18 protein-coding genes and 1 pseudogene are annotated in these 19,669 nt (G+C 53.2%); 9 read left to right on the top strand and 10 right to left on the bottom strand.

The window, feature by feature from the left end; all coding sequences use genetic code 11:
* Positions 1 to 227: 227 nt before the first annotated feature.
* On the bottom strand, positions 228 to 581 hold the full coding sequence (locus HMPREF1207_RS07850) for a DUF3243 domain-containing protein (protein ID WP_009673132.1): 354 nt from the start codon (positions 579 to 581) through the stop codon (positions 228 to 230).
* A gap of 476 nt (positions 582 to 1,057) precedes the next feature.
* On the opposite strand from HMPREF1207_RS07850, the pseudogene HMPREF1207_RS07845 reads away from it, so the two are divergent.
* Positions 1,058 to 2,581 (top strand): annotated as a pseudogene (locus HMPREF1207_RS07845) (endonuclease MutS2); the annotation flags it as partial.
* Positions 2,582 to 2,775: 194 nt separating this feature from the next.
* Here the strand turns inward: HMPREF1207_RS07845 and HMPREF1207_RS07840 are convergent.
* The 3 genes from HMPREF1207_RS07840 to ylbJ form a co-directional block, all read right to left on the bottom strand.
* On the bottom strand, positions 2,776 to 3,588 hold the full coding sequence (locus tag HMPREF1207_RS07840; protein WP_016423562.1) for an NAD kinase: 813 nt from the start codon (positions 3,586 to 3,588) through the stop codon (positions 2,776 to 2,778).
* An 11-nt stretch (positions 3,589 to 3,599) separates the two neighbouring features.
* Positions 3,600 to 4,280, bottom strand: a complete 681-nt coding sequence (locus HMPREF1207_RS07835; RefSeq protein ID WP_009673177.1) for a PilZ domain-containing protein — start codon at positions 4,278 to 4,280, stop codon at positions 3,600 to 3,602.
* A 286-nt stretch (positions 4,281 to 4,566) separates the two neighbouring features.
* Positions 4,567 to 5,793: a sporulation integral membrane protein YlbJ gene (gene ylbJ, locus HMPREF1207_RS07830; RefSeq protein WP_009673114.1), complete on the bottom strand. Its 1,227-nt coding sequence runs from the start codon at positions 5,791 to 5,793 to the stop codon at positions 4,567 to 4,569.
* A 343-nt stretch (positions 5,794 to 6,136) separates the two neighbouring features.
* Between ylbJ and HMPREF1207_RS07825 the strand changes: the two genes are divergently transcribed.
* Entirely contained in the window at positions 6,137 to 6,523 is a 387-nt protein-coding gene (locus tag HMPREF1207_RS07825; RefSeq protein WP_009673166.1) for a globin domain-containing protein, read from the top strand.
* Between the two features lie 92 nt (positions 6,524 to 6,615).
* On the opposite strand, the gene HMPREF1207_RS07820 is transcribed toward HMPREF1207_RS07825, so the two are convergent.
* From HMPREF1207_RS07820 to HMPREF1207_RS28645, 3 genes are read right to left on the bottom strand one after another with little or no spacing between them, the layout of a single operon-like run.
* Positions 6,616 to 7,731, bottom strand: coding sequence for a GGDEF domain-containing protein (locus HMPREF1207_RS07820; protein ID WP_009673180.1), 1,116 nt, complete (start codon positions 7,729 to 7,731; stop codon positions 6,616 to 6,618).
* Positions 7,732 to 7,769: 38 nt separating this feature from the next.
* Complete coding sequence (locus HMPREF1207_RS30170) at positions 7,770 to 8,006, bottom strand: hypothetical protein (protein ID WP_231392066.1); 237 nt, start codon at positions 8,004 to 8,006, stop codon at positions 7,770 to 7,772.
* A gap of 4 nt (positions 8,007 to 8,010) precedes the next feature.
* On the bottom strand, positions 8,011 to 8,187 hold the full coding sequence (locus HMPREF1207_RS28645; protein WP_009673101.1) for a YycC family protein: 177 nt from the start codon (positions 8,185 to 8,187) through the stop codon (positions 8,011 to 8,013).
* Between the two features lie 228 nt (positions 8,188 to 8,415).
* Here HMPREF1207_RS28645 and HMPREF1207_RS07810 point away from each other — a divergent pair, with 228 nt between their 5' ends.
* Positions 8,416 to 10,218 carry a M3 family oligoendopeptidase gene (locus tag HMPREF1207_RS07810; protein ID WP_009673121.1) on the top strand — a complete coding sequence of 601 codons (1,803 nt, stop codon included), beginning with the start codon at positions 8,416 to 8,418 and terminating at the stop codon, positions 10,216 to 10,218.
* Between the two features lie 185 nt (positions 10,219 to 10,403).
* Here HMPREF1207_RS07810 and HMPREF1207_RS07805 read toward each other — a convergent pair whose 3' ends face one another.
* On the bottom strand, positions 10,404 to 11,663 hold the full coding sequence (locus HMPREF1207_RS07805) for a methyl-accepting chemotaxis protein (protein WP_009673111.1): 1,260 nt from the start codon (positions 11,661 to 11,663) through the stop codon (positions 10,404 to 10,406).
* Between the two features lie 351 nt (positions 11,664 to 12,014).
* Between HMPREF1207_RS07805 and HMPREF1207_RS07800 the strand changes: the two genes are divergently transcribed.
* Entirely contained in the window at positions 12,015 to 12,377 is a 363-nt protein-coding gene (locus tag HMPREF1207_RS07800; RefSeq protein ID WP_009673102.1) for a hypothetical protein, read from the top strand.
* A 78-nt stretch (positions 12,378 to 12,455) separates the two neighbouring features.
* Here HMPREF1207_RS07800 and HMPREF1207_RS07795 read toward each other — a convergent pair whose 3' ends face one another.
* A complete protein-coding gene (locus HMPREF1207_RS07795) occupies positions 12,456 to 12,683 on the bottom strand; it encodes an alpha/beta-type small acid-soluble spore protein (RefSeq protein ID WP_009673104.1) in 228 nt (75 codons plus the stop codon).
* 289 nt (positions 12,684 to 12,972) lie between these two features.
* Here HMPREF1207_RS07795 and rnhA point away from each other — a divergent pair, with 289 nt between their 5' ends.
* The 4 genes from rnhA (at position 12,973) to HMPREF1207_RS07775 (ending at position 17,503) form a co-directional block, all read left to right on the top strand.
* Entirely contained in the window at positions 12,973 to 13,614 is a 642-nt protein-coding gene (gene rnhA / locus HMPREF1207_RS07790; protein ID WP_009673095.1) for a ribonuclease H, read from the top strand.
* A gap of 207 nt (positions 13,615 to 13,821) precedes the next feature.
* On the top strand, positions 13,822 to 14,934 hold the full coding sequence (locus HMPREF1207_RS07785; RefSeq protein ID WP_009673106.1) for a sugar ABC transporter substrate-binding protein: 1,113 nt from the start codon (positions 13,822 to 13,824) through the stop codon (positions 14,932 to 14,934).
* A gap of 72 nt (positions 14,935 to 15,006) precedes the next feature.
* A complete protein-coding gene (locus HMPREF1207_RS07780; RefSeq protein ID WP_009673184.1) occupies positions 15,007 to 16,527 on the top strand; it encodes a sugar ABC transporter ATP-binding protein in 1,521 nt (506 codons plus the stop codon).
* Positions 16,517 to 17,503, top strand: coding sequence for an ABC transporter permease (locus tag HMPREF1207_RS07775; RefSeq protein ID WP_009673127.1), 987 nt, complete (start codon positions 16,517 to 16,519; stop codon positions 17,501 to 17,503). Before HMPREF1207_RS07780 ends, HMPREF1207_RS07775 begins: the two co-directional genes overlap by 11 nt.
* Positions 17,504 to 17,593: 90 nt before the next feature.
* Here the strand turns inward: HMPREF1207_RS07775 and HMPREF1207_RS07770 are convergent, their stop codons facing one another.
* Positions 17,594 to 18,007, bottom strand: a complete 414-nt coding sequence (locus HMPREF1207_RS07770) for a hypothetical protein (RefSeq protein ID WP_009673070.1) — start codon at positions 18,005 to 18,007, stop codon at positions 17,594 to 17,596.
* Positions 18,008 to 18,610: 603 nt separating this feature from the next.
* On the opposite strand from HMPREF1207_RS07770, the gene HMPREF1207_RS07765 reads away from it, so the two are divergent.
* Complete coding sequence (locus tag HMPREF1207_RS07765) at positions 18,611 to 19,645, top strand: AI-2E family transporter (RefSeq protein WP_009673123.1); 1,035 nt, start codon at positions 18,611 to 18,613, stop codon at positions 19,643 to 19,645.
* Positions 19,646 to 19,669 lie beyond the last annotated feature (24 nt).

The raw sequence follows: 19,669 nt of genomic DNA, 5'->3' as shown, positions 1-19,669 counted from the left end.
CCAGAACAACAACCAGAACAACAACCAGAACAACAACCAGAACAACAACCGTCCTAAGCCTTCCCAAGCGGCCGAAACTCCGGCTCCGCAAACCGGTCCGGAATCTTCCGAATAATTCAGATTACCAAGCAAAAGCAAAACCCTCTGTTCCTCCTTATTTATGCATAAGGACAAACAGAGGGTTTTTATATGTGAGCCCTTCCGGCAAAGGGCATGTCCGGCAACAATCAGTTTGCTTTGTTCGCTTTTTGAGCCAGGCGGACCAGCATGTGAGCGAGCATATGACGCTCTTCATCGCGGCCTACATTCCAGAGCTCTCTGAGCAGATTTTCCTCCGCATTGCGGGGTTCCTCGTGAGCAGCCAGGTAGCCTGCTACTTTCTCGGCCGTTTTGGCGAGCTGCTCTTCACCCAGACCGAGGCTTTCACCCAGATGGACGCGGCTTCCGAGGTAAGATTTGAACTCATCGAAGTTTTTCAGAATCTGATCTTTCTCACCCGTATCCATGCGATTCATGACATCATTCACTTTACCTGTATCCAAAGTTCCGTTTTTGTCGACCATATGATTTTGTTCTGTCATCGTTAACGCCTCCTTGTATAAGGTTAGTATAATGTTACAAGACATCCTTACCCTCAGGATTTTAGGTTGAATCGGTGCGGGCTTTTTTTCGAGGGGGCGGATATCGTATTGACTTGCCATCGGAGCGCTGGTTATAATTAAGAGGTAACTTCTTACAAAAGGGGAAATTTTGATGTCGGTGTCCGTTCTTAACTAAACAATTCCATAACCGGAGTTCGACTACGTACCGTGCAGGCTAAATGTCGCTCAAGGCGATGTTTATTTTGTTGCGCGTACCGGATTCCAGTGGATTAGTTAAGAACAGCGGAAATCAATCATCGCCCCAGGTGCATACCCGGCTTTGAGCTTATTCCGTGCTTTCTTAAAAGCACGGTTTTTTTAGTTAGCTCTCATAAAAGCCGGTTTCTGAAGAGGCGGAGAATGAGCATGCTCATTCTTCGTCTTTTTTTATTACCCATTAAAAGGAGAGAAAGACCATGAATCCAAACACGTTAAAACGGTTGAACTACGAGTTTATTAAACAACACCTGCTGGAATATGCTATTTCCTATCTGGGAAAAGAGCGGGTCGAGAGTATGATGCCCATGACCGGTAAAGAGGAAATCCGAAGCCGTCTCGACGAGACGGAGCAAGCCAAGAAGCTGCTGGAGCGAGGCCGCGGAGCTCCTATCCCCTCCCTGGAAGGCATACGGGACATTATGGATCTGCTTGGATCCGGCTATATTTTCAGCGAACGGAATTTTTGCGATATCGCGCAGTTTCTCTACAGCTGTACCCAGCTTATTCGCTATATGAGGTCTCATGCTCAAGCGGCTCCGCTCGTAAACATGTACACAGCCGAAATGAACGACCTCCCCGCGCTGCAGGCAGAGATCGAACGATGTATCCGCAGCGGAGCGATCCTGGATACGGCAAGCAAGGAGCTGTTGAAAATCCGCAAAAAGAAGGCAACCGCCGAAGAACGGCTTAAGAGTAAGCTGGCTTCTCTGGCTAACAGATACCGGTCCGTTATGCAGGAAAACCTGATCAGCATGCGGGGAGGGCACTATGTGTTGCCCATCAAGAAGGAACACCGGAAGCTGGTAAAGGGATCGGTACTGGATGAGTCGGCAAGCGGCCAAACCGTGTATATGGAGCCTCACGAGATCGTGGAGCTTCAAAGCCAGCTTTCTTCTCTACGAAGGGAGGAAGCCGACGAAGAAATGAAAATTTTGAGCGGGCTGACGGCCATGGTGGAAGAGAACAGGGATGCTTTTCGCAAAAACGTCGAGCAGGTCGGTATTTATGATTTTCTGTTTGCAAAGGCGAAGTACGGTCTGGAAATCGGAGGGACGAACGTGAAATTAAGCGGGGAGGGTAAAATCGACCTCCGCGACGCGCGGCATCCACTGCTTGGAAACCGGATGGTGCCTCTGCATTTTGCCATCGGAGAAGCCTACAATTCTCTGATCATAACCGGCCCCAATACGGGCGGGAAAACGCTCACGCTCAAAACCGTCGGGCTTCTGACGCTAATGGCCCAATCCGGTCTGCTCGTGCCGGCTGCGGAAGGAAGTACCTTGGCGGTATTTACGCAAATAGCCGTGGACATCGGAGACGGTCAAAGTCTTGAAAATAACCTCAGTACGTTTTCGGCTCATATCCGCAACATGATGGAGATCTTAGAGAGGGCAGATCGGTCGACGCTGGTCCTCATCGATGAAATGGCGACGGGAACCGACCCGGGCGAAGGAGTCGCTCTGTCGGTGGCCATACTGGAGGAGCTTCAGAGAAGGGGAGCGACGGTTACGGTTACGACCCATTTTAACGAAATCAAAAATTTCGCGGAAGCGGCGGACGGCTTTGAGAATGCCCGGATGGAGTTTGACCCGGCAACGCTTCAGCCTCTCTACCGGCTGCGTATAGGGGAGGCCGGCCGGAGCTATGCGTTTCTGATCGCGCAAAAGCTGGGAATGCCGGCGGGGATTATAGAACGGTCGCGTGAAATCGCGTCAGAGGGAACCGGCAGGCTTGCGGATCATGGTAAAACCGAGTGAGGGGAGTACGCAACCGTAACCCGTAACCCGTAACCCGTAACCCGTAACCCGTAACCCGTAACCCAGCACAAAAAAACGGGACGTCTCGGCAGCATAAGATTGCCGGGAACGTCCCGTTCGCTATTTGCGGGAGCCGTCTGGGGCACCCGTAAAACACATTATTGAAATTCTTGGCCGATGAACGCTTCGCGGACCCGGTTCCAGAACGGGAACGGGCGGTAGCGGGCGAATTTCACCTTCAGGTTCGGGCTCACCCGGCACCGGATCGACTCCACATCGCTGCGCTGCACATATTGATAATCGAACGCCAGGTAAACCGGGTGCTTCGATTTGGGATAAATGTCGCAGTGGTGATGCATCGGAAGCAGCATCGGCGAGCCGAGCGTCCGGTAGACGCGGTTGTTGATGGACGCAATCTCGGCAATCTGGATAGCGGCCAGAGACGGATGCACGATGGCGCCGCCCAAACTTTTGTTGTAAGCGGTGCTGCCCGATGGAGTGGACACGCAAATGCCGTCTCCGCGGAACATCTCGAACATTTCATCGTTGATGTCGACTTGGGCGACAAGCGTGTTCTCGATTCCTTTTAACGTGAATTCATTTAAAGCCAGGCGCTGTTCTACACCTTGGGAAGAATGAATTTCAATTTCCAGAATAGGGTATTGAACAATGCGCATGTCCTGATTGATTTCTCCGTTATGCATAAGCTCTACCAGGTAATCGAGCTGATCGGGTTTCCAGTCGGCAAAAAAACCGAGATGCCCGGTATGAATGCCCACAAAAGAAATACGGTCCAGCTTATCCGCAAATTGGTGGAAGGCGATCAGCATGGTGCCGTCCCCGCCTATGGATACAACAACCTCGGGTTCCTGTTCGTCGAGCTCCATGCCGTATTGTCCGGCCAATTCGTGAAAACGGCGGGCCAGTCCGGCGGATACATCATCCTGACGCTGCACTAAGAAATATTTCAACACGGTTCCTCCTAAGAAGATGTTTGTTCGCAATAGGTATCAATGAGATTCAATGACGAAAGCGGAACGTCATGAAATTCAATGCCGACGCGATAAGAATCGCTGCTGAAGGGCGTGCTGCTCCGAACTTCGCCTGTCAGGAGAAGCGGAGCTTCAACTTCAGGCAAATGGAAGGATAATTCCAACATTAGGGATTCGATCATCCTGTGCGGAGTGATCATAGAAGTGCCGCTTCGGCTGATTTCCAGAAGCTGCCCTACAAAGGCGGGCGTTTCCTCGGCGGAACGCTGCCGGGCTCCGATCACACGGCACGTGGCGTTCGTGTGCGGAGGCAGAGGCTTCCTGCAGTGCCTGCGGTTCTGATAGGAGTACAGCTCCTGCGGAGAGACGAGCTTCAGCACGCAAGAGGAGACTCCCGGGTCAAGCTGTACAAGATCGACAAAAGAATAGTAATTGATCCCCTGATCCTGGAAGGAGAATTCGATAAAAGAAATCTGCTCCAGCTTATCAAGCGGATTGGCGAGGTCAAAATATACATGCACCGAAAAAAAGTCCAAGCCGGCTTCCCGCAAAAACACGCGGGTTTCCAAGCAAAAGGGCTGACCATCGGCGGTTTCTCCGACAATGATCAGCTTGCATTCCGTTTTCGGTACGAGAATATGTTGGGTCAGCGCATACGTCCAATTCATCATTATCACCATGGTTCCGTGCGGCGGCATCCAGATTAGGTACACTCATTCATAACGAACCTTCTTTTCTCATAATAATCAATTACGGCCGATAACACAATGCTTAGACCCTGTAAAGCTTTACTGGAAAGAGCAGCGGCGGGGATGCTTATTTGCCCGGACGCCCATAATTCGCCGTTTTCGCGCCGAAGGCTGAGGCTTCATACGATGCGGCGAGGCTGCCGAGGCTTCGGCTGACCGTTCACTTTTTGCAAGGCCGATTCATAAGATGAATTGACAGAATATTCTTTCAAACAGTTCGTTTCAGGAAGGAGTGAAGAAGATAAAGCGAGAATAAAATGAACAGGGAACCGGCGAAGACAACGAAAGCGAGCGGAAAAAGCGTCAGCCACCCGGTACCGCCGTCCGTTCCGAATTTTCCGGCAGGCAGGGTATTCTCCAGAAGAACCCCGATGGGCCGCATCGGTTTCCACAGCACAAACACAAGCAGCGAAGCGAGTAAACTATGCAGAATGCGGGCCGTCAAAAATGGCGCGTAACGCATGTTCGTCTGGCTCAGGACGCTCACGATCTGGGCATGAACGGATAGCCCTCCCCAGGAAAGAATGAAGGCGGCCGCGGCTGTCTTGAATACGAGCAGGGTCGAATCACCCATGCTGCCTGCCGCTTTGGCGCCGAGCGTAACTTCGAACGTGCCTCCGATCAGCGCATCTGAGAGGGTCGGGGGGAGTTGAAGCACGCTCAGGAACATGCGCAGCAGCCCGGAGAGCATGTGAATGACACCGCTCAGGGTTAGCATTTCAAGTACGACGGAGAAAAAAACGACGAGGCTGCCCAGCAGAAAAATCAGGTTCAGCGAATTCCGAACCCCTTGGGCCAGCAAAGTGCCGAAAGGCCGTCCGTCTTCCAGACGTGCCTTGTGCATCGCTTTGAAGGCGCGGGCCCAGACGGACGAACGATTGCCTGCGGCAGCACGCGGAGCGGGCGTTGAAGGAGCCCCTCTTCCATGGAACCGCATCAGAAAGCCGACAAGCAGGGCGCCCCCGTAATGGGCGGCCGCGAGCACGGCGGCGAGGGAAGCGTCATGGAAGAAGCCGACGCAGACGGCTCCGATGAGGAAGATGGGATCGGAGCTCGTCGTGAAGGCGACAAGGCGCTCGCCTTCCTCCCGGTTGACGAGCCTGTCCTTCCAGAGCTGCGAAGTCAGCTTCGCTCCGACCGGATAGCCGGAGGCGAAGCCCATGGCCACCACGAATCCGCCGATTCCGGGTATGCGAAAAACGGGACGCATCATGGGATCGAAGATCATTCCGAAGAAGTGGACGATTCCGAATCCGAGAAGCACCTCGGAAATAACGAAGAAAGGGAATAAGGCGGGAAAGAGCACGCCCCACCAGATGGCGACGCCGTGAACCGCAGCCGCGAGACTTTCGCGGGGATAGGCAACCATAAGCGCAGCGATACCGATGATCAGGACACACAAAGGAATAAGGGTAAAGACGGAACGTCTCGACATGGGGTTTGTACACCTCCTCCCTAACGTATATGTGCGCAGGGAGAGAAACATGTTTTTGTAAGCGTATACTTAGTTTTTCGAAAACACTGGAAGTTGAACTTAAGTATGGTACAATGGTACTAAACCTGGTTTTTCATCCTGTAACCGTGGGAGTGAAACTTATGGCTGGAGTAATTTCTGGACTGCTGGTATGCTTTTTTGTTTACGTGATAAGGGAAGCCCTTATAAATGCGGCGGAAGACGATCTGGAAGGATATTGAGCCGAGCAGTCAGGTCTGTTTAGCGCCGATGTCCTCAGGTTGTTCTGCGCCGACGATTTTAGTTGCCAAAGGATGACCTCAGCATGAATATCGATGATTCAACGTCAACGCTGTACGAGCGCATGGGCGGGGAGCCTGTCCTTCGCAGGCTGGTGGAAGCCTTCTATCCGAAGGTGCAGGAGAATCCGCTGCTCGGTCCTCTATTTCCGGAAGATATCCGTCCGGTGATGGAGAAACAAATACAGTTTCTCACCCAATTTTTCGGAGGGCCCATGCTTTATACGATGGAGCACGGACATCCGATGATGCGGGCGCGCCATATGCCTTTTCCCGTTACGAGAGACAGGGCGGATGCCTGGCTGTCCTGCATGCGCGAGGCTGCCCGGGAAATCGGTATTCCCGATGACTTGGCGGGGATTCTGCTTGCGAGATTGCAGGCGCCGGCCTATCATTTCGTGAATCAGGAATAAGGGGAAGGACACGTCCGGCAGGAATGCTCCTCTAGCCCCCTAAAATTTCAAAACGCTTATTGAAACACGCATGCTCTCTTTCGCATGGTACTTCAATAAGCGTTTTGTTGTTCCAGGAGCGCAGGCTCCGGAGATTCGCTGCACAGGGTAATCCTGTTTTTACCCGTATTTTTGGAAATATACAGGGCACGGTCCGCTTCATCGATCAGCAGCTGCAGATCCGCAGCTGCATCCGCGGCGGCAGAGATGCCGATCGAAACGGTGACGGGCGTCGTTTCCGCATGCTCGAACGGATAAGCCGCAACGGCAAGCCGGATTTTCTCGGCATACTCCCGCAGCTTGACGGGATCGGTCTCCGTGCTCATAAGGATGAATTCTTCGCCCCCGTAACGGGCGATATAATCGTGCTCTGCGACCACATTCTTGAGCAGGCGTCCCGTTTCCCGGAGAAGCTGATCCCCGTGAAGGTGGCCCCAGCAGTCGTTATATTGCTTGAAATTGTCGATGTCGATCATAAAAATGGAAACCGCACGGAACCCGAGCGTACGTCCCGCTATTTCAAAAAAGCTCCTCAGATTCGGGAGCCCCGTAAGCAGATCCTGGCTTGCTTTCATCTCGAGCTTGCGCTGGGTCAGCCACTTGGCGTTTTCGTCGTTGCTCATCCCGATCAGGAGGCAGACGGAGACAGCCGACACGACGGACATAAACAACAGCGGGTACGATTCGCTCAGGGCGTGCCTTCCCGTATGAACGGCCGCGTAAATGACGACTTGGGTCAGGAACAGGAGCACGCTGATTTTCAAGCCGGCCCAGATCGGAATCGGTTTGCTGCCGGTCCTGAATTCCGAACGATGAAAGCCCGAACTGAGAACAGCCGGGATAATCAGACTCTGCAGCGTTTGCATGACCCACATGGAATCTTCCGCCGTCAAGAAACAGTAGAGCGTGGGGAGCAGGGTGGAGAACAAGGCGTTGCCGAGCCCGTAGCGGAGCCCTGCCATGACGACGGGAAGGTAGCGCAGGTCTACGGCGCCCGTATCCAGCGAGAGCGGCTGCTGCATCAGCAAAATGCAGGCCAGGCCGGTCAGTACGGGTGAAGCTATTTTTTCATAATTTTCAAAAAAATGCATGCGCTGTATTTTCAGCGCCAGATAGCTGAGGGTGACCAGGGTACAAGCAATGGTGAGGGCAACCAGATATTCACTCAAGCGGAACCACTCCTCGTTATTGCAATGGATGGCTCGTCTTACCGTTTTCTGAAAGGCCGGTCCGCAAGCAAATAATCCGTGTCCGTGTCCACCAGCGTCACTTTCTCACGGCAGCAGGGAAACACAAGAAGTCTTTTCTTGCCTTCATGGATCGGAAGTAAGTCTTTAGTCCTTAAAGGCAGGAGAACGTTAGATTGGCTGCAGAACGGGCATTCGGCTACATAAATATCTTTCAAAACGGTTTCATAAGGCCATGTATGACTAAAAGGAAGCATCATTTTACTTCGTTTCACTTTCGGAATCCGGTGCCGGATCCTCATCGGGCTTGGACGAAGCGAGCTCGGCCAGCTTTTGCAGCAGAATATGCTGGGGCATGTGCATCAGGTGCTCGAGCGGTACGCCCAGGTGCTTGGCAAGCTTCACCGCCGTGTCCGGAGAAATGTTCAAGGGTTTCATTAGACCTATCCTTTCTTCGGGAAAAATGGTTCTTTTTATCTATTGATAGCATATTTCTTAGGAAGAAGCAATTGGGTGAATAAACGGTCCCTCTTCCATACTGTATCCTATCAGGGGTCCTCTCACAACAAGGCGGAAGACCCTTCTTTTGTTTGAAGGAGGTTTATGGTTTAATGTTACCGTAGGTCAATTTGCTCTTTACCCTCTAATCGGAAAGGTGGATTACACATGCATACACCGTTGAATCAGACTTGGGATCTGGACGTATTTTTCCCGGGCGGCAGCGAATCTCCCCAGTTTGCCTCGTTTCTGAACGACCTGGACGGCGATATCGCCGCATTCCGCGCCAGTCTCGAGAAAGCGTCGTCCCCTCAAACCGCCGGCGATTCGGCTGACTTTAAGGCGCTAATAGATCAGTATCAGGGCATCTTAAAACGGATTCGTGAAGCGGATTCATTCGTAGGCTGCCTCGCGGCCGATAATCAGAAGGATAAGAAAGCCGTCCAGCTCGGCGGTAAAGTGAAAACGCTCTATGCCGATTTCCTGGCATCCCTGACCCGTCTTGACCCTGTGATCACGGGAACGCCGGATGACGTCTGGAGCGCTCTGCTTGAGCAGGAAGGTCTCCGCGAGATCGCGTTTTCCCTGAACGAGCGCAGAGCGCAGGCGAAAGAGAAGCTTCCGCCGGAGCAGGAAGCGCTGATCAGCGACTTGGCCGTTGACGGCTATCACGGCTGGAACGACCTTTACAACACGACGGTGAGCCAGTTCCGCATGGTGGTGGAAGAAAACGGCGAGCGCCAGGAGCTGTCGGCGGGCCAGGCCTTTAACCGCCTGCATACGCCGGAGCTTGCGAAGCGCACCGAGCTTTTCAACCAGTGGGAAGAGGCATGGGCCGAGAAAGCCGACTTTGCGGCGGAGGCTCTTAACCATATCGCCGGCTTCAGGCTGCAGGTTTACAAACAGCGCGGCTGGGATTCCGTACATAAAGAACCGCTTGAAATCAACCGTATGAGCAAGCAGACGCTCGATGTGATGTGGGACGTCATTACCCGCAATAAGGGCGTGCTCGTCGATTATCTGAACCGCAAAGCACAGCTGCTGGGCCTTGAAAAGCTGGCGTGGGCGGATGTGGACGCCCCTCTGGAAGGCGGAACGAAGACCGTCGGCTACGACGAAGGCGCCAAGCTGATCGTCGACCAGTTCCGCGACTTTAGCCCGCGTCTGGCGGATTATGCCGCGGAAGCGTTCGAGAACCGCTGGATCGAAGCGGAAGACCGCGCAGGCAAGCGTCCGGGCGGCTTCTGTACGTCGTTCCCGCTGGCGAAGCAGACGCGTATTTTCATGACCTACAGCGGAACACTGAACAACCTGTCCACGCTCGCTCACGAGCTCGGCCACGGCTTCCATCAGTATCTGATGGATGATATGCCGGCGCTGGCCCAGGAATACGCCATGAACGTGGCCGAGACGGCTTCCACCTTCGCGGAGCTGATCGTGTCCGACGCGGCTGTAAAAGCGGCTGTCAGCGACGACGAGCGCATCGTCCTGCTGGAAGACAAAATTCAGCGCGCGGTCGCGTTCTTCATGAACATTCACGCCCGGTTTATTTTCGAGACCAACTTCTACGACGAGCGCCGCAAAGGTCTCGTAAGCGCAGACCGCCTCAGCGAGCTGATGGTCCAGGCGCAGAAAGAAGCGTTCAACGATTCGCTCAGCGCTTATCACCCTCATTTCTGGGCGGCGAAACTGCACTTTTACGCGACGGATGTGCCGTTCTACAACTTCCCGTATACGTTCGGTTTCCTGTTCAGCGCGGGCATTTATGCGCGTGCGCTCGAAGAAGGGACCGCGTTCGAGGACAAATACGCGGCGCTTCTCCGGGATACCGGCAGCATGACGGTCGAAGAGCTGGCTCATAAGCACCTCGGCGTCGATCTGACCCAGCCGGATTTCTGGCAGAGCGCGGTCGATACCGTTATCGAAGACGTGAACGAATTCATGCGCCTGACGGAAGGCAAAGTGAAGTAAAGTAAAACCGTTCATTACAGCCAAAAGAACCTTCAAATCCACAATTTGTGGAGGCGAAGGTTCTTTTTACATGAACACACCGGCGGACCGGAATGAAACTTTCTCAAGATGACTTTTGCTGCTGTCATTACACCGCCGCTGTATCCCAGGCCCGGTTTTGTGCTCGGCCAAATCTCTATTTTAACTCAAAATTTAAATATTTGTATCGTCTGCTCCAACTGTTTGACGGAACGTGTCATTTGTTCGCACCGGCTCACCATTTCGAGAACGCCGCTGATCTGCTCGTTCATCGAAGCGGACACTTCCTCCGTTCCCGCAGCGGACTGCTCGGTAATGGCGGAGATGTTCTCCATCGTTGCGGAAATTTGACGTGCGCTTGCCAGCATATGGTCGCTCTCTCCGGCAAATTCTCCGATCCGGTCGGAAATAAAACGGACGGCGTTAAAAATATCGGAGAACACGGCTTCGGTATCCCGGATCAGCTCCGTCTGTCTGCCGACGGCTTCCTCATTTACTTCAATATGAGACAGCGCCTGGCGAATGCCGGATTCGATGGCCGTCACCAGCCCGAACACTTCCCGCGTCTGGGTCGTCGCTTCTTCGGCCAGCTTCCTCACCTCCTGCGCAACTACGGCAAATCCCCGTCCCTGTTCCCCCGCTCTTGCCGCTTCTATTGACGCGTTCAGCGACAATAGGTTGGTTTGTTCGGCAATTTCCGAGATCGCCTTGGTGATTTTGGAGATTCCTGCCGTTTGTTCCGCAAGTGTGCGAATCGTGTCGGAAACGCGCGCGGTGGCTTCGACATTTCTTTTCATGCCCTGCCCCTGTATTTCGACAGCCTCACGGCCTTTGTCGACGAGCGACAGCATCTGCTCCGAACGGGCATTCATCGTTTTGGTCGACCCCGCAAAGTTCGAAACCTTCTGCTCGATATCTTTCGTAGAGACGGAAATGGTGGAGACTTCTTCCGAAATCTGTCCGGCTCCCGAGGCAAGCTCCTGGGCGGAAACCGTCACCTGCTGAAGAACGTCCTTGAGCTGCAAGTTCTGGGAATAGATGCTTTGGCTCGTATCGGCGACTTGTCTCGTGATGGCTCCGGTTTCGCCCAAAATGCCGCGCAGCTTGTCGATCATGCTGTTGAAGGAACGTCCGAGATCGCCCAAGGCATCGTCCGTTGCCGCATCCACCTTGCGGGAGAAGTCGCCTTTGGAGATGTTGAGAGCCGCGCGAGTAAGGTCTTCGACAGGTTCTGTAAGCGCTCTCTCGAACCAGCGAACGAAAGGGAAACTTGCAGCCAGCATAACCGCGAGAAAAATAAAGCCGATCAAGCGGTTGGAACCCGGAAGCAGGAGAAGGAGAAGCAGCGCCGCGGAATAAACGGCGATCAAGCCGTAACAGCCGGCCAGCAGCTTGCTTTTGAAGGAGAGAGACGACCAGTTCTTCATACTTAACGCTCCTATAGACAGAGTAAATTCAAAATGTAACATATTTCCTGCCGCCATTATATCACCGTGTTTTATAAGGGTCTATAGTTTTATTTCGCGTAAAAAAGGTGAGTGAAAAGACCTAGAAAAGAAATGGAAATATAGGACCTAAGATAAAAATTTCCTCAATTTTCATAGGAAAAAATCATAGGAAATGTGACTATTAGGCGGATTTTGGCGGGAAAAGGGTTGAAAAAAATAAAAGTAATGTAAAATTTTGTTGTATTAGCTCTAAAGACACATTATACTGTGGCTACATACCTAGAACATACAAATTCATACCATTTTAAGAGGGACATTAGGGGGAAAATGATGATTATTGAACCGATTTCATTGGTGCGTCAGGTTGAAATTGTATTTACCGAGCTTCGGCAGGAATTGAGCGAGTTAAACTCGGGAACGGTCTTTTTGCAGATCCGCAACAATGCGGTCGGAAAGTTCGGTGTCCGGCATAATCCTCTCGAAGGAAGGGACGGGGTTGTGCAGAAGAGCGGGACGGGTCTGGCGGAATCCCAGTGGCAGGCTTTCCGGAAGCTGGCGCTGGATTCCCTGAAGTACAAAGTGAATTGGACGCACGGGGAAATTACGTTTGATTTCACGGTAAAGAAAGAAACGCTGTATGCCAGCGTCATGTTCGAATCGAACTATAACATGTCCAGCCTCATCCGCGGATAAATACGTTTAAAACAAGCAAAAAGGTGGCTATTTCGGCCACCTTTTTTGGTCGTGCTTAAGTATGTTTGAATCAGACGATTAACGTCCCAATTTGCCTGCCAGCTGTTGCTCGGCGATTTGAACCAGTCTGCGAGTGATGTGTCCACCGATCGCGCCTGTGTCGCGAGTAGCCATGTAACCGTAGTAGCCGTCTTGAGGGATTTGAATACCAAGCTCTTGAGCGACTTCGTATTTCAGTTGGTCCAAAGCTTGGTTAGCTTGTGGAACAACCAGTGTGTTGCTGCTGCGGGATTGTCCTGCACCCATTGATATCACCTCCTTCGGTAATGGGTAGTATGAACCGTTTTGTTAAAAATACTCATGCCAGAAAAAAATATTTTAACTTGTCGAAAAGAGTCTGGATAGAGGTGTATAAATAGGTAGAAAAAGTCGAAAGCGTCAAAAAAGGAAAAGAAAAGAGGGTCTTTACGAAGAGCGGCAAGGAGGCTTTATGAACGGGCGGAGCTCTGTCATTTTGTGATAAACTATAGGCCGGGGATCGGACAGATACGCACGTTGTCCGGAACGACCCCTTTGCATGGAAAGGAAGGGAAGTATGGCCGAGAAAAAGTTTTATGTGGTATGGGTGGGCAGAACCCCGGGAATTTATTCGACTTGGGCCCAGTGCAAGGAGCAGACCGATGCGTTCCCGCAGGCCAAATACAAGTCGTATCCGACGGAAGCCGAGGCGCGGGCCGCTTTCGAACGCGGCTGGCAGAAGTCGCTCGATTTCGGAGCGAAGAAAAAGTCCGCGGGAGCGGGAGCTTCGGGGAAATCCGAGGCGCCTCCGGAGGTGGATTACGACAGCATTTCCGTCGATGTGGGCTGTTCCGGCAATCCCGGAATCGTGGAATACAAAGGCGTGGATACGAAGACGGGCGAAGTGATTTTCTACAGGGGACCGATTTCCAAAGGGACGAACAATATGGGGGAGTTTCTCGCCATCGTTCATGCTCTGGCCTATCTGCAGAAGCTGGGAAGCAGCAAGACCATTTATACGGATTCGATGACGGCCCTCAGCTGGCTCCGCAAAAAAGAGGTCGCTTCCAATCTGGTCAGGGACGCTTCGACCGAAGAAATATGGACCTTGGTAGACCGCGCGCTCCAGTGGGTCCGCACCAACACATATACCAATAAAATCGTCAAATGGGATACTAAAAAGTGGGGCGAAATCAAGGCCGATTTCGGCCGTAAATAAGCCAGGCTCTTAGTCCGGAATGTTATCCGGGCTGAGAGCTTTTTTAGTTTGCGCGCAAAAAGGGCGCCTCGGAACCTGCGCAAGTGCGCCTAAAATTTTCGTTGACGAAAAGAAGGACGTACAGTATGATATGCCTTAATCCAACTGGAATACTTGGATTAAACAGAATCTTTTACACAGAAAATGAACAACGGGGGAGATGGAACTATGAAAGGGATACGCAAAGTTGTCCATGTTTTCACTATGATGATTCTCATCGTCGGTCTGGTGGCGGCATGCGGCAAAGCAAACACGGAGACAACTACGGGATCGGCTGCGCAGACACCTGGCGCCTCGCCGGCTGGCGGAGATAAAGCAAATGCCCTGGCGGGCAAGAAAGTCGCGCTGATTATGCGTCAGAATCTCGGAACATTCTCGGCTCAATACGTGGAAGGCGTGAAGGAGCAGGTTACCAAGCTTGGCGGTACGGTAACGGTGATTCCTGCGGACGGCGATCTGACGAAGATGGCCTCCAACCTCGATGCGGCCGTCAATCAGAAATTCGATGGTATTCTGCTCGATCACGGAACACCGGATGCCCTTCAGAACGGAATCAATAAAGCCGTGGAGAAGAAAATTCCGATCGTCGCGTTCGATTCCAACGTCAAAGGACCCGGCATCGTGGCACTGGAGCAGAACGATCAGAAGCTGGCCGAACTGACGCTGGAGCAGCTTGGTAAAGACGCCGGAGGCAAGGGCAACATCGTCAAAGTATGGGTAGCGGGTTTCCCTCCGATGGAGAGCCGCCAGATCGCTTACAAAGCGTTCTTGGATAAGAACAAAGACATTAAAGAAGTCGCGGCGTTCGGCAACGCGCAGAACCCGGCTTTGGATACGCAGGCGCAAATGGAAGCGATTTTGAAAAAATATCCGAACAAAGGCGATATTACGGCCGTCTGGGCGGCGTGGGACGAGTTCGCCAAAGGCGCAACGCGCGCCATTCAGCAGGCGGGCCGCACGGAAATCAAAGTCTACGGCATCGACATGAGCGACGAAGACCTTCAGCTCATTCAGGATGCGAACAGCTCCTGGGTAGCTTCGGCCGCCGTCGATCCGAAAGATATCGGACGCATTCAAGTCCGTTACCTGTATCAGAAGCTTCACGGAGATCAGACTCCGGAGAAAGTCATCCTGGAGCCGGTATTCGTCTCCCGCGACGAGCTGCCGAAAGACAAGAAAGTAACGACGGCGGAACTCAGCCAGTACGTGAAAGGCTGGGGCAACAGCCAGCAGGGCTATACCGACTGGCTTAAGGAAGCCGAGAAACAGTCAGGCAAATAAGAAAAATACGCGAAATCCCATCGGGTTGTTGACGATGGGATTTTGAAAGTTCGGGGAGGAGTACGGTTCATCATGACGACGACTTCACTATCCGTGCTGCGGATGAACGGCATAACGAAAACATTTCCGGGCGTAAAAGCCTTATCGGAAGTGGATTTTGAAGTAAAAGGCGGAGAAATTCACGGGCTTCTGGGGGCCAACGGGGCGGGAAAAAGCACGCTCATGAAGATTTTGTCCGGCGCTTATACCGCCGATGGGGGAACGATCGAAATCGACGGGGAGGCCGTGACGATTTCGTCGCCCAAGGATGCGATGCGCCAGGGGATCTTCTGTGTGTATCAAGAAGTCGACACCGCACTCGTTCCGGAGCTCACGGTGGCGGAGAACGTGCTGCTGGACAGCGTCGCGCACGGGAGCGCCTGGCTCCGCTGGGGCACCCTGAACCGGGAAGCGGCGAGAATCCTCGCCTCGATGGGTTCGGACATCCCGGTGAAGCTGAAGGCGTCGCAGCTGACCATCGCGCAGAAGCAGCTTGTGCTCATCGCACGGGCGGTGGCTCATGCGGCGAAGTGCGTCATTTTCGACGAGCCGACGGCTCCCCTCAGCCTAGAAGAATCGGAGCAGCTATTTGCGATTATGGAACGGCTGAAGGCAAACGGCGTCGGCTGCGTATTTATTTCGCACCGGCTTGCGGAAGTGACCCGGCTGTGCGACCGAATCACGGTCATGCGGGACGGAAGCCGCGTGCTGACGAAGGCCGCCCAGGGCACCAGCCACGGCGAAATCATTGAAACGATGCTCGGCAAGACGTTCGCCGAGGAGTTTCCCAAGCTGCCGGCGGACCTGGGCGGGACGGTGCTGGAGGTCCGGGGGCTGCGCCGCGGAACGAAGGTGCGCGGGGTCGATTTCACGCTCCGCGAGGGCGAAATCCTCGGCATCGTGGGCCTGGTCGGCGCCGGCAAAACCGAGCTGAGCCGGCTGCTCTTCGGAGCCGACCGCGCCGACGGCGGCGAAGTCTCCCTGCGCGGCAAACGCCTGCGGCTCTCCGAGCCGGAGGATGCCGTCCGCGCAGGCGTGGTGCTTGTGCCGGAGGAGCGGCGCAAGCAGGGCGTGCTTGTGGAGGAATCGGTCCAGCGCAACTTGTCGCTGCCGATTCTCCGGAGCCTGAGCGCCGGCGGATTCATCCGCCGGCGCGAGGAGCGCGGCCACGCCGAGCGGCTGATCGGCCAGCTCGGGGTGAAGCCGACGCAGCCGGAGCGGCCGGTGAAGCACCTGAGCGGCGGCAACCAGCAGAAGGTGGCCGTAGGCAAGTGGCTGCCGACGGACGCTTCGGTGTACATGTTCGACGAGCCGACGAAGGGCGTGGATGTCGGCGCGAAGAGCGACATTTTCCGGCTGATCGGACAGCTGGCGCAGGAGGGCAAGGGCGTTATCTACCTGTCCTGCGAAATCGCCGAAATTCTGGGGATCGCCGACCGGATTCTCGTGATGAGCTACGGCCGGATCACAGGCGAGCTCAGCCGCGAAGAAGCCACGGCGGAAGCCATTTTATCTTATGCCAGCGCAGGGGAGGCCGAACACGTTGAAAGATAAAGCACTGGACGTTTCGTTCCGCTACGGGACGCTTGTCGTCATCGCCGCGGTTTTCGTCTTTTTTTCCATTACGAACCCGAACTTCTTAAGTTATGATAATATTTTTGATATATTGCGTTCCATTTCTATTGTTACGTTTGTGGCGATCGGTGTCACTTTGTCGCAGATTGTCGACGGATTCGACTTGTCTGTCGGCTCTACCGTTTCCATTACGACCGTCGTGGCCGCTTCGCTGATGGTCTGGTACGAGCAGCCCCTGATCGTGGTCCTGCTGGTACCCTTGGCGATCGGCATCGGAATCGGCTTGCTCAACGCCTTCCTTATTGTGAAGGTGCGCATTCCCGACCTGCTTGCCACACTGACGGTTATGTATATCATCGCAGGGGTGCACAAGACGTACACCAAAGGGTTCTCGGTCTACAACAACATGCCGATGCCCGACGGAACGACGGCAAAGGGTGTAGTGACGGAAAGCTTCAAATGGCTGGGCCAGGGAAAAATCATCGGCCTGCCGGTTCCCGTCGTCCTGATGATTATCGCGGTGGCGGCCGTCCATATTTTCTTGACGTACACGCGCTGGGGACGTCAGCTCTATATTACGGGAGGAAACCGCGAAGCCGCCCGATTGTCCGGCATCGGCGTAAACCGGGTCCGGACGGCCGCCTACGTGCTCTCAGGGCTCTTCGCCGCGATAGGGGGAATCCTGTATGCGGCCCGGATCGGTTCGGGCCAGATCGACGCGGGGGCTCCGCTGCTCATGGAAGCGGTGGCGGCCGTGTTCGTGGGGTATTCCGTCCTGGGCGCGGGCAAGCCCAATGTAATCGGCACTTTCTTCGGAGCGGTGCTGATCGGCATTTTGCTCAACGGCTTGACGATGCTGAACGTGCCGTACTACTCCTTCGATATCATCAAGGGGGGCGTGCTTCTTGCGGCGCTTGCCGTTACGTTCGTTCACTTGAACCGCCGGCGTCAGTAGGCCGGCACGAACAAGAGACCTTGAAGGAAATCCTTCAAGGTCTTTTGTTGCAGATAAAGCGGCTCTTCCGAACCCCTCGTCAGGAAGATTTTAGTTGACGGTGGACAGATTGAGCGTATAATTTTTTCTTGTATCGACATTCAGGAAAGCTGGAGACACTTTAACGAAAAAAGTAGTCCCGGACGCGCCGCCGTTCAGCGTAACCGATCCGTTGCCGCTTGCGGAGGACTGGTAAACAGGCACACCCAGCGGGGACAGTGTATATAACGTAATGAGGTAAGGATAGCTGGAAGGAGACGTGAGCGTGACTTTGTGTACGCTGCCGGCCGGAACTTGGTCGGTCCACCAGTCTCTGTCGAGCGATCCGCTCAGTTTGCCGAAGTTGTCCCCTTGGGACAAAACATTGGCGGTTGTGTAAGTATCGTTAGGCTCGGTTTCGGCGAAAGCGGAAGAGGCTCCTAAGGTCAGCAGGAAAAGAAGCGTGAGGACAATGATTTTTTTCATAAACGACACCTCCAGGTTATAATAAATGGTAGGTTGGCCAACCTATCTTAAAAAATAACATAAATAGGCAAAATTGTAAATTTAGTATTTGTAAAATACCCGCTTCACTGCCTCTTTTAAGCTCTACAAGCAGCAAAAAAAACAACCAGTCCCGTTTATCAAAAGGAGCAGGCTGCTTTTTTATAACCTTCGGATTCTATCAAACTTTCACTTTCCGGAGGTATAGAAAAACCGATTGTTAGACAGGATGTATAAGGAGCAAGAGTCATACCCGTTTTCCGGCTGTCGTGGTGCAAACAAGCCGACTAGAGCCTCATGTACAGCAGCCAGCCCAAACTTCCGGCAATCGCGCCTGCCGCCACAGCGACCCAGAACCAGCCGTTGTGCAGCAATTGCCGCAAAAATGCAGGAAGTTCCCGCATAAAACCGCCTCCTTTTTCATACTTTTTATCATAATCGCAAGGGCAGGGGCGTGCCGCCCGCAATTTTTGCTGAAAGTTCTGAAATACCGGAACCATATTCCCGTCTTTTCGTTATATAGTAGAGAGAGTTAGAGCGGGCGGAAAGGCCCCGAGTTTTGTGAGGATAGGAGCACACCATCACATGTTTACCAAACAATATTTTCAAAGCAAAGGTTTCCGGAGAATTTTGATCTTCGCCCTGCTTGCCCTTATTCTTTATGCTATGCAGAGTATGATCAATCTCATTCTGCTTACGTTCATCTTCGCTTTTCTGATGGATCGTATGCAGTCTTTCGTCTCATCCAGGCTGAACCGGTATATAAGAGTGGACCGGCGCTGGATCGTTGCGATTCTGTACGTGGTTATTCTGGCGCTGCTGGGGATGGGAATGTACAGGTATTTGCCTGTCGTGGCCGTCCAGGTATCGCAGGTCGTCAGGCAGCTGTATGAATTTTATACGCAGCCGCAGGACAATGAGGTGCTCAGCTATATCATCAACCTGATTAAACCTTACATTGAACAGACCGAGCTCTCGAAGTATATGAATCAGGGATTCGGCTTTGTGTTCAAATCGGTGACCGACATCGGAAAAGTGCTTCTGCATGTGTTCATCGCCCTGCTCCTCAGCCTGTTTTTCCTGCTCGAGAAGCCGAGGATCATCCGCTTTACCGCGAAGTTCAAAGACAGCAAAATCGCGGCGTTTTACGAAGAGGTCGCTTATTTCGGCAGCCGTTTTGTCCACTCTTTCGGTAAAGTGCTGGAAGCTCAGTTCCTCATTGCGCTCGTAAATGGTATTCTGTCCGTTATCGCGCTGTGGATTCTCGGTTTTCCTCAGCTGTTCGGCCTCGGCCTGATGATTTTCCTGCTGGGCCTCGTCCCCGTGGCGGGCGTCATCGTATCCCTGATTCCGCTCTGTACGATTGCTTACAGCATAGACGGGATCATGATGGTGGTATATGTGCTTGTCCTGGTCGCTGTTCTGCACGCCCTGGAAGCTTATATGCTGAATCCGAAGCTGATGTCCGCCAAAACGAACCTGCCCGTGTTTTACACCTTTATCGTCCTCATCTTCTGCGAGCATTTTATGGGTGTATGGGGACTGATTATCGGGATTCCGATCTTTATGTTCCTGCTGGACGTACTGGATGTGACCCGTGAAAAAGAAACCGTTGCTTAAACCGAAAAGAGCAAGCGTCCCTTA

It is taken from the genome of Paenibacillus sp. HGH0039, assembly GCF_000411255.1.
Classification (GTDB): domain Bacteria; phylum Bacillota; class Bacilli; order Paenibacillales; family NBRC-103111; genus Paenibacillus_F.
The sequence above is the reverse complement of the archived record's forward strand: the minus strand, read 5'-3'. Positions and strand labels throughout refer to the sequence as shown.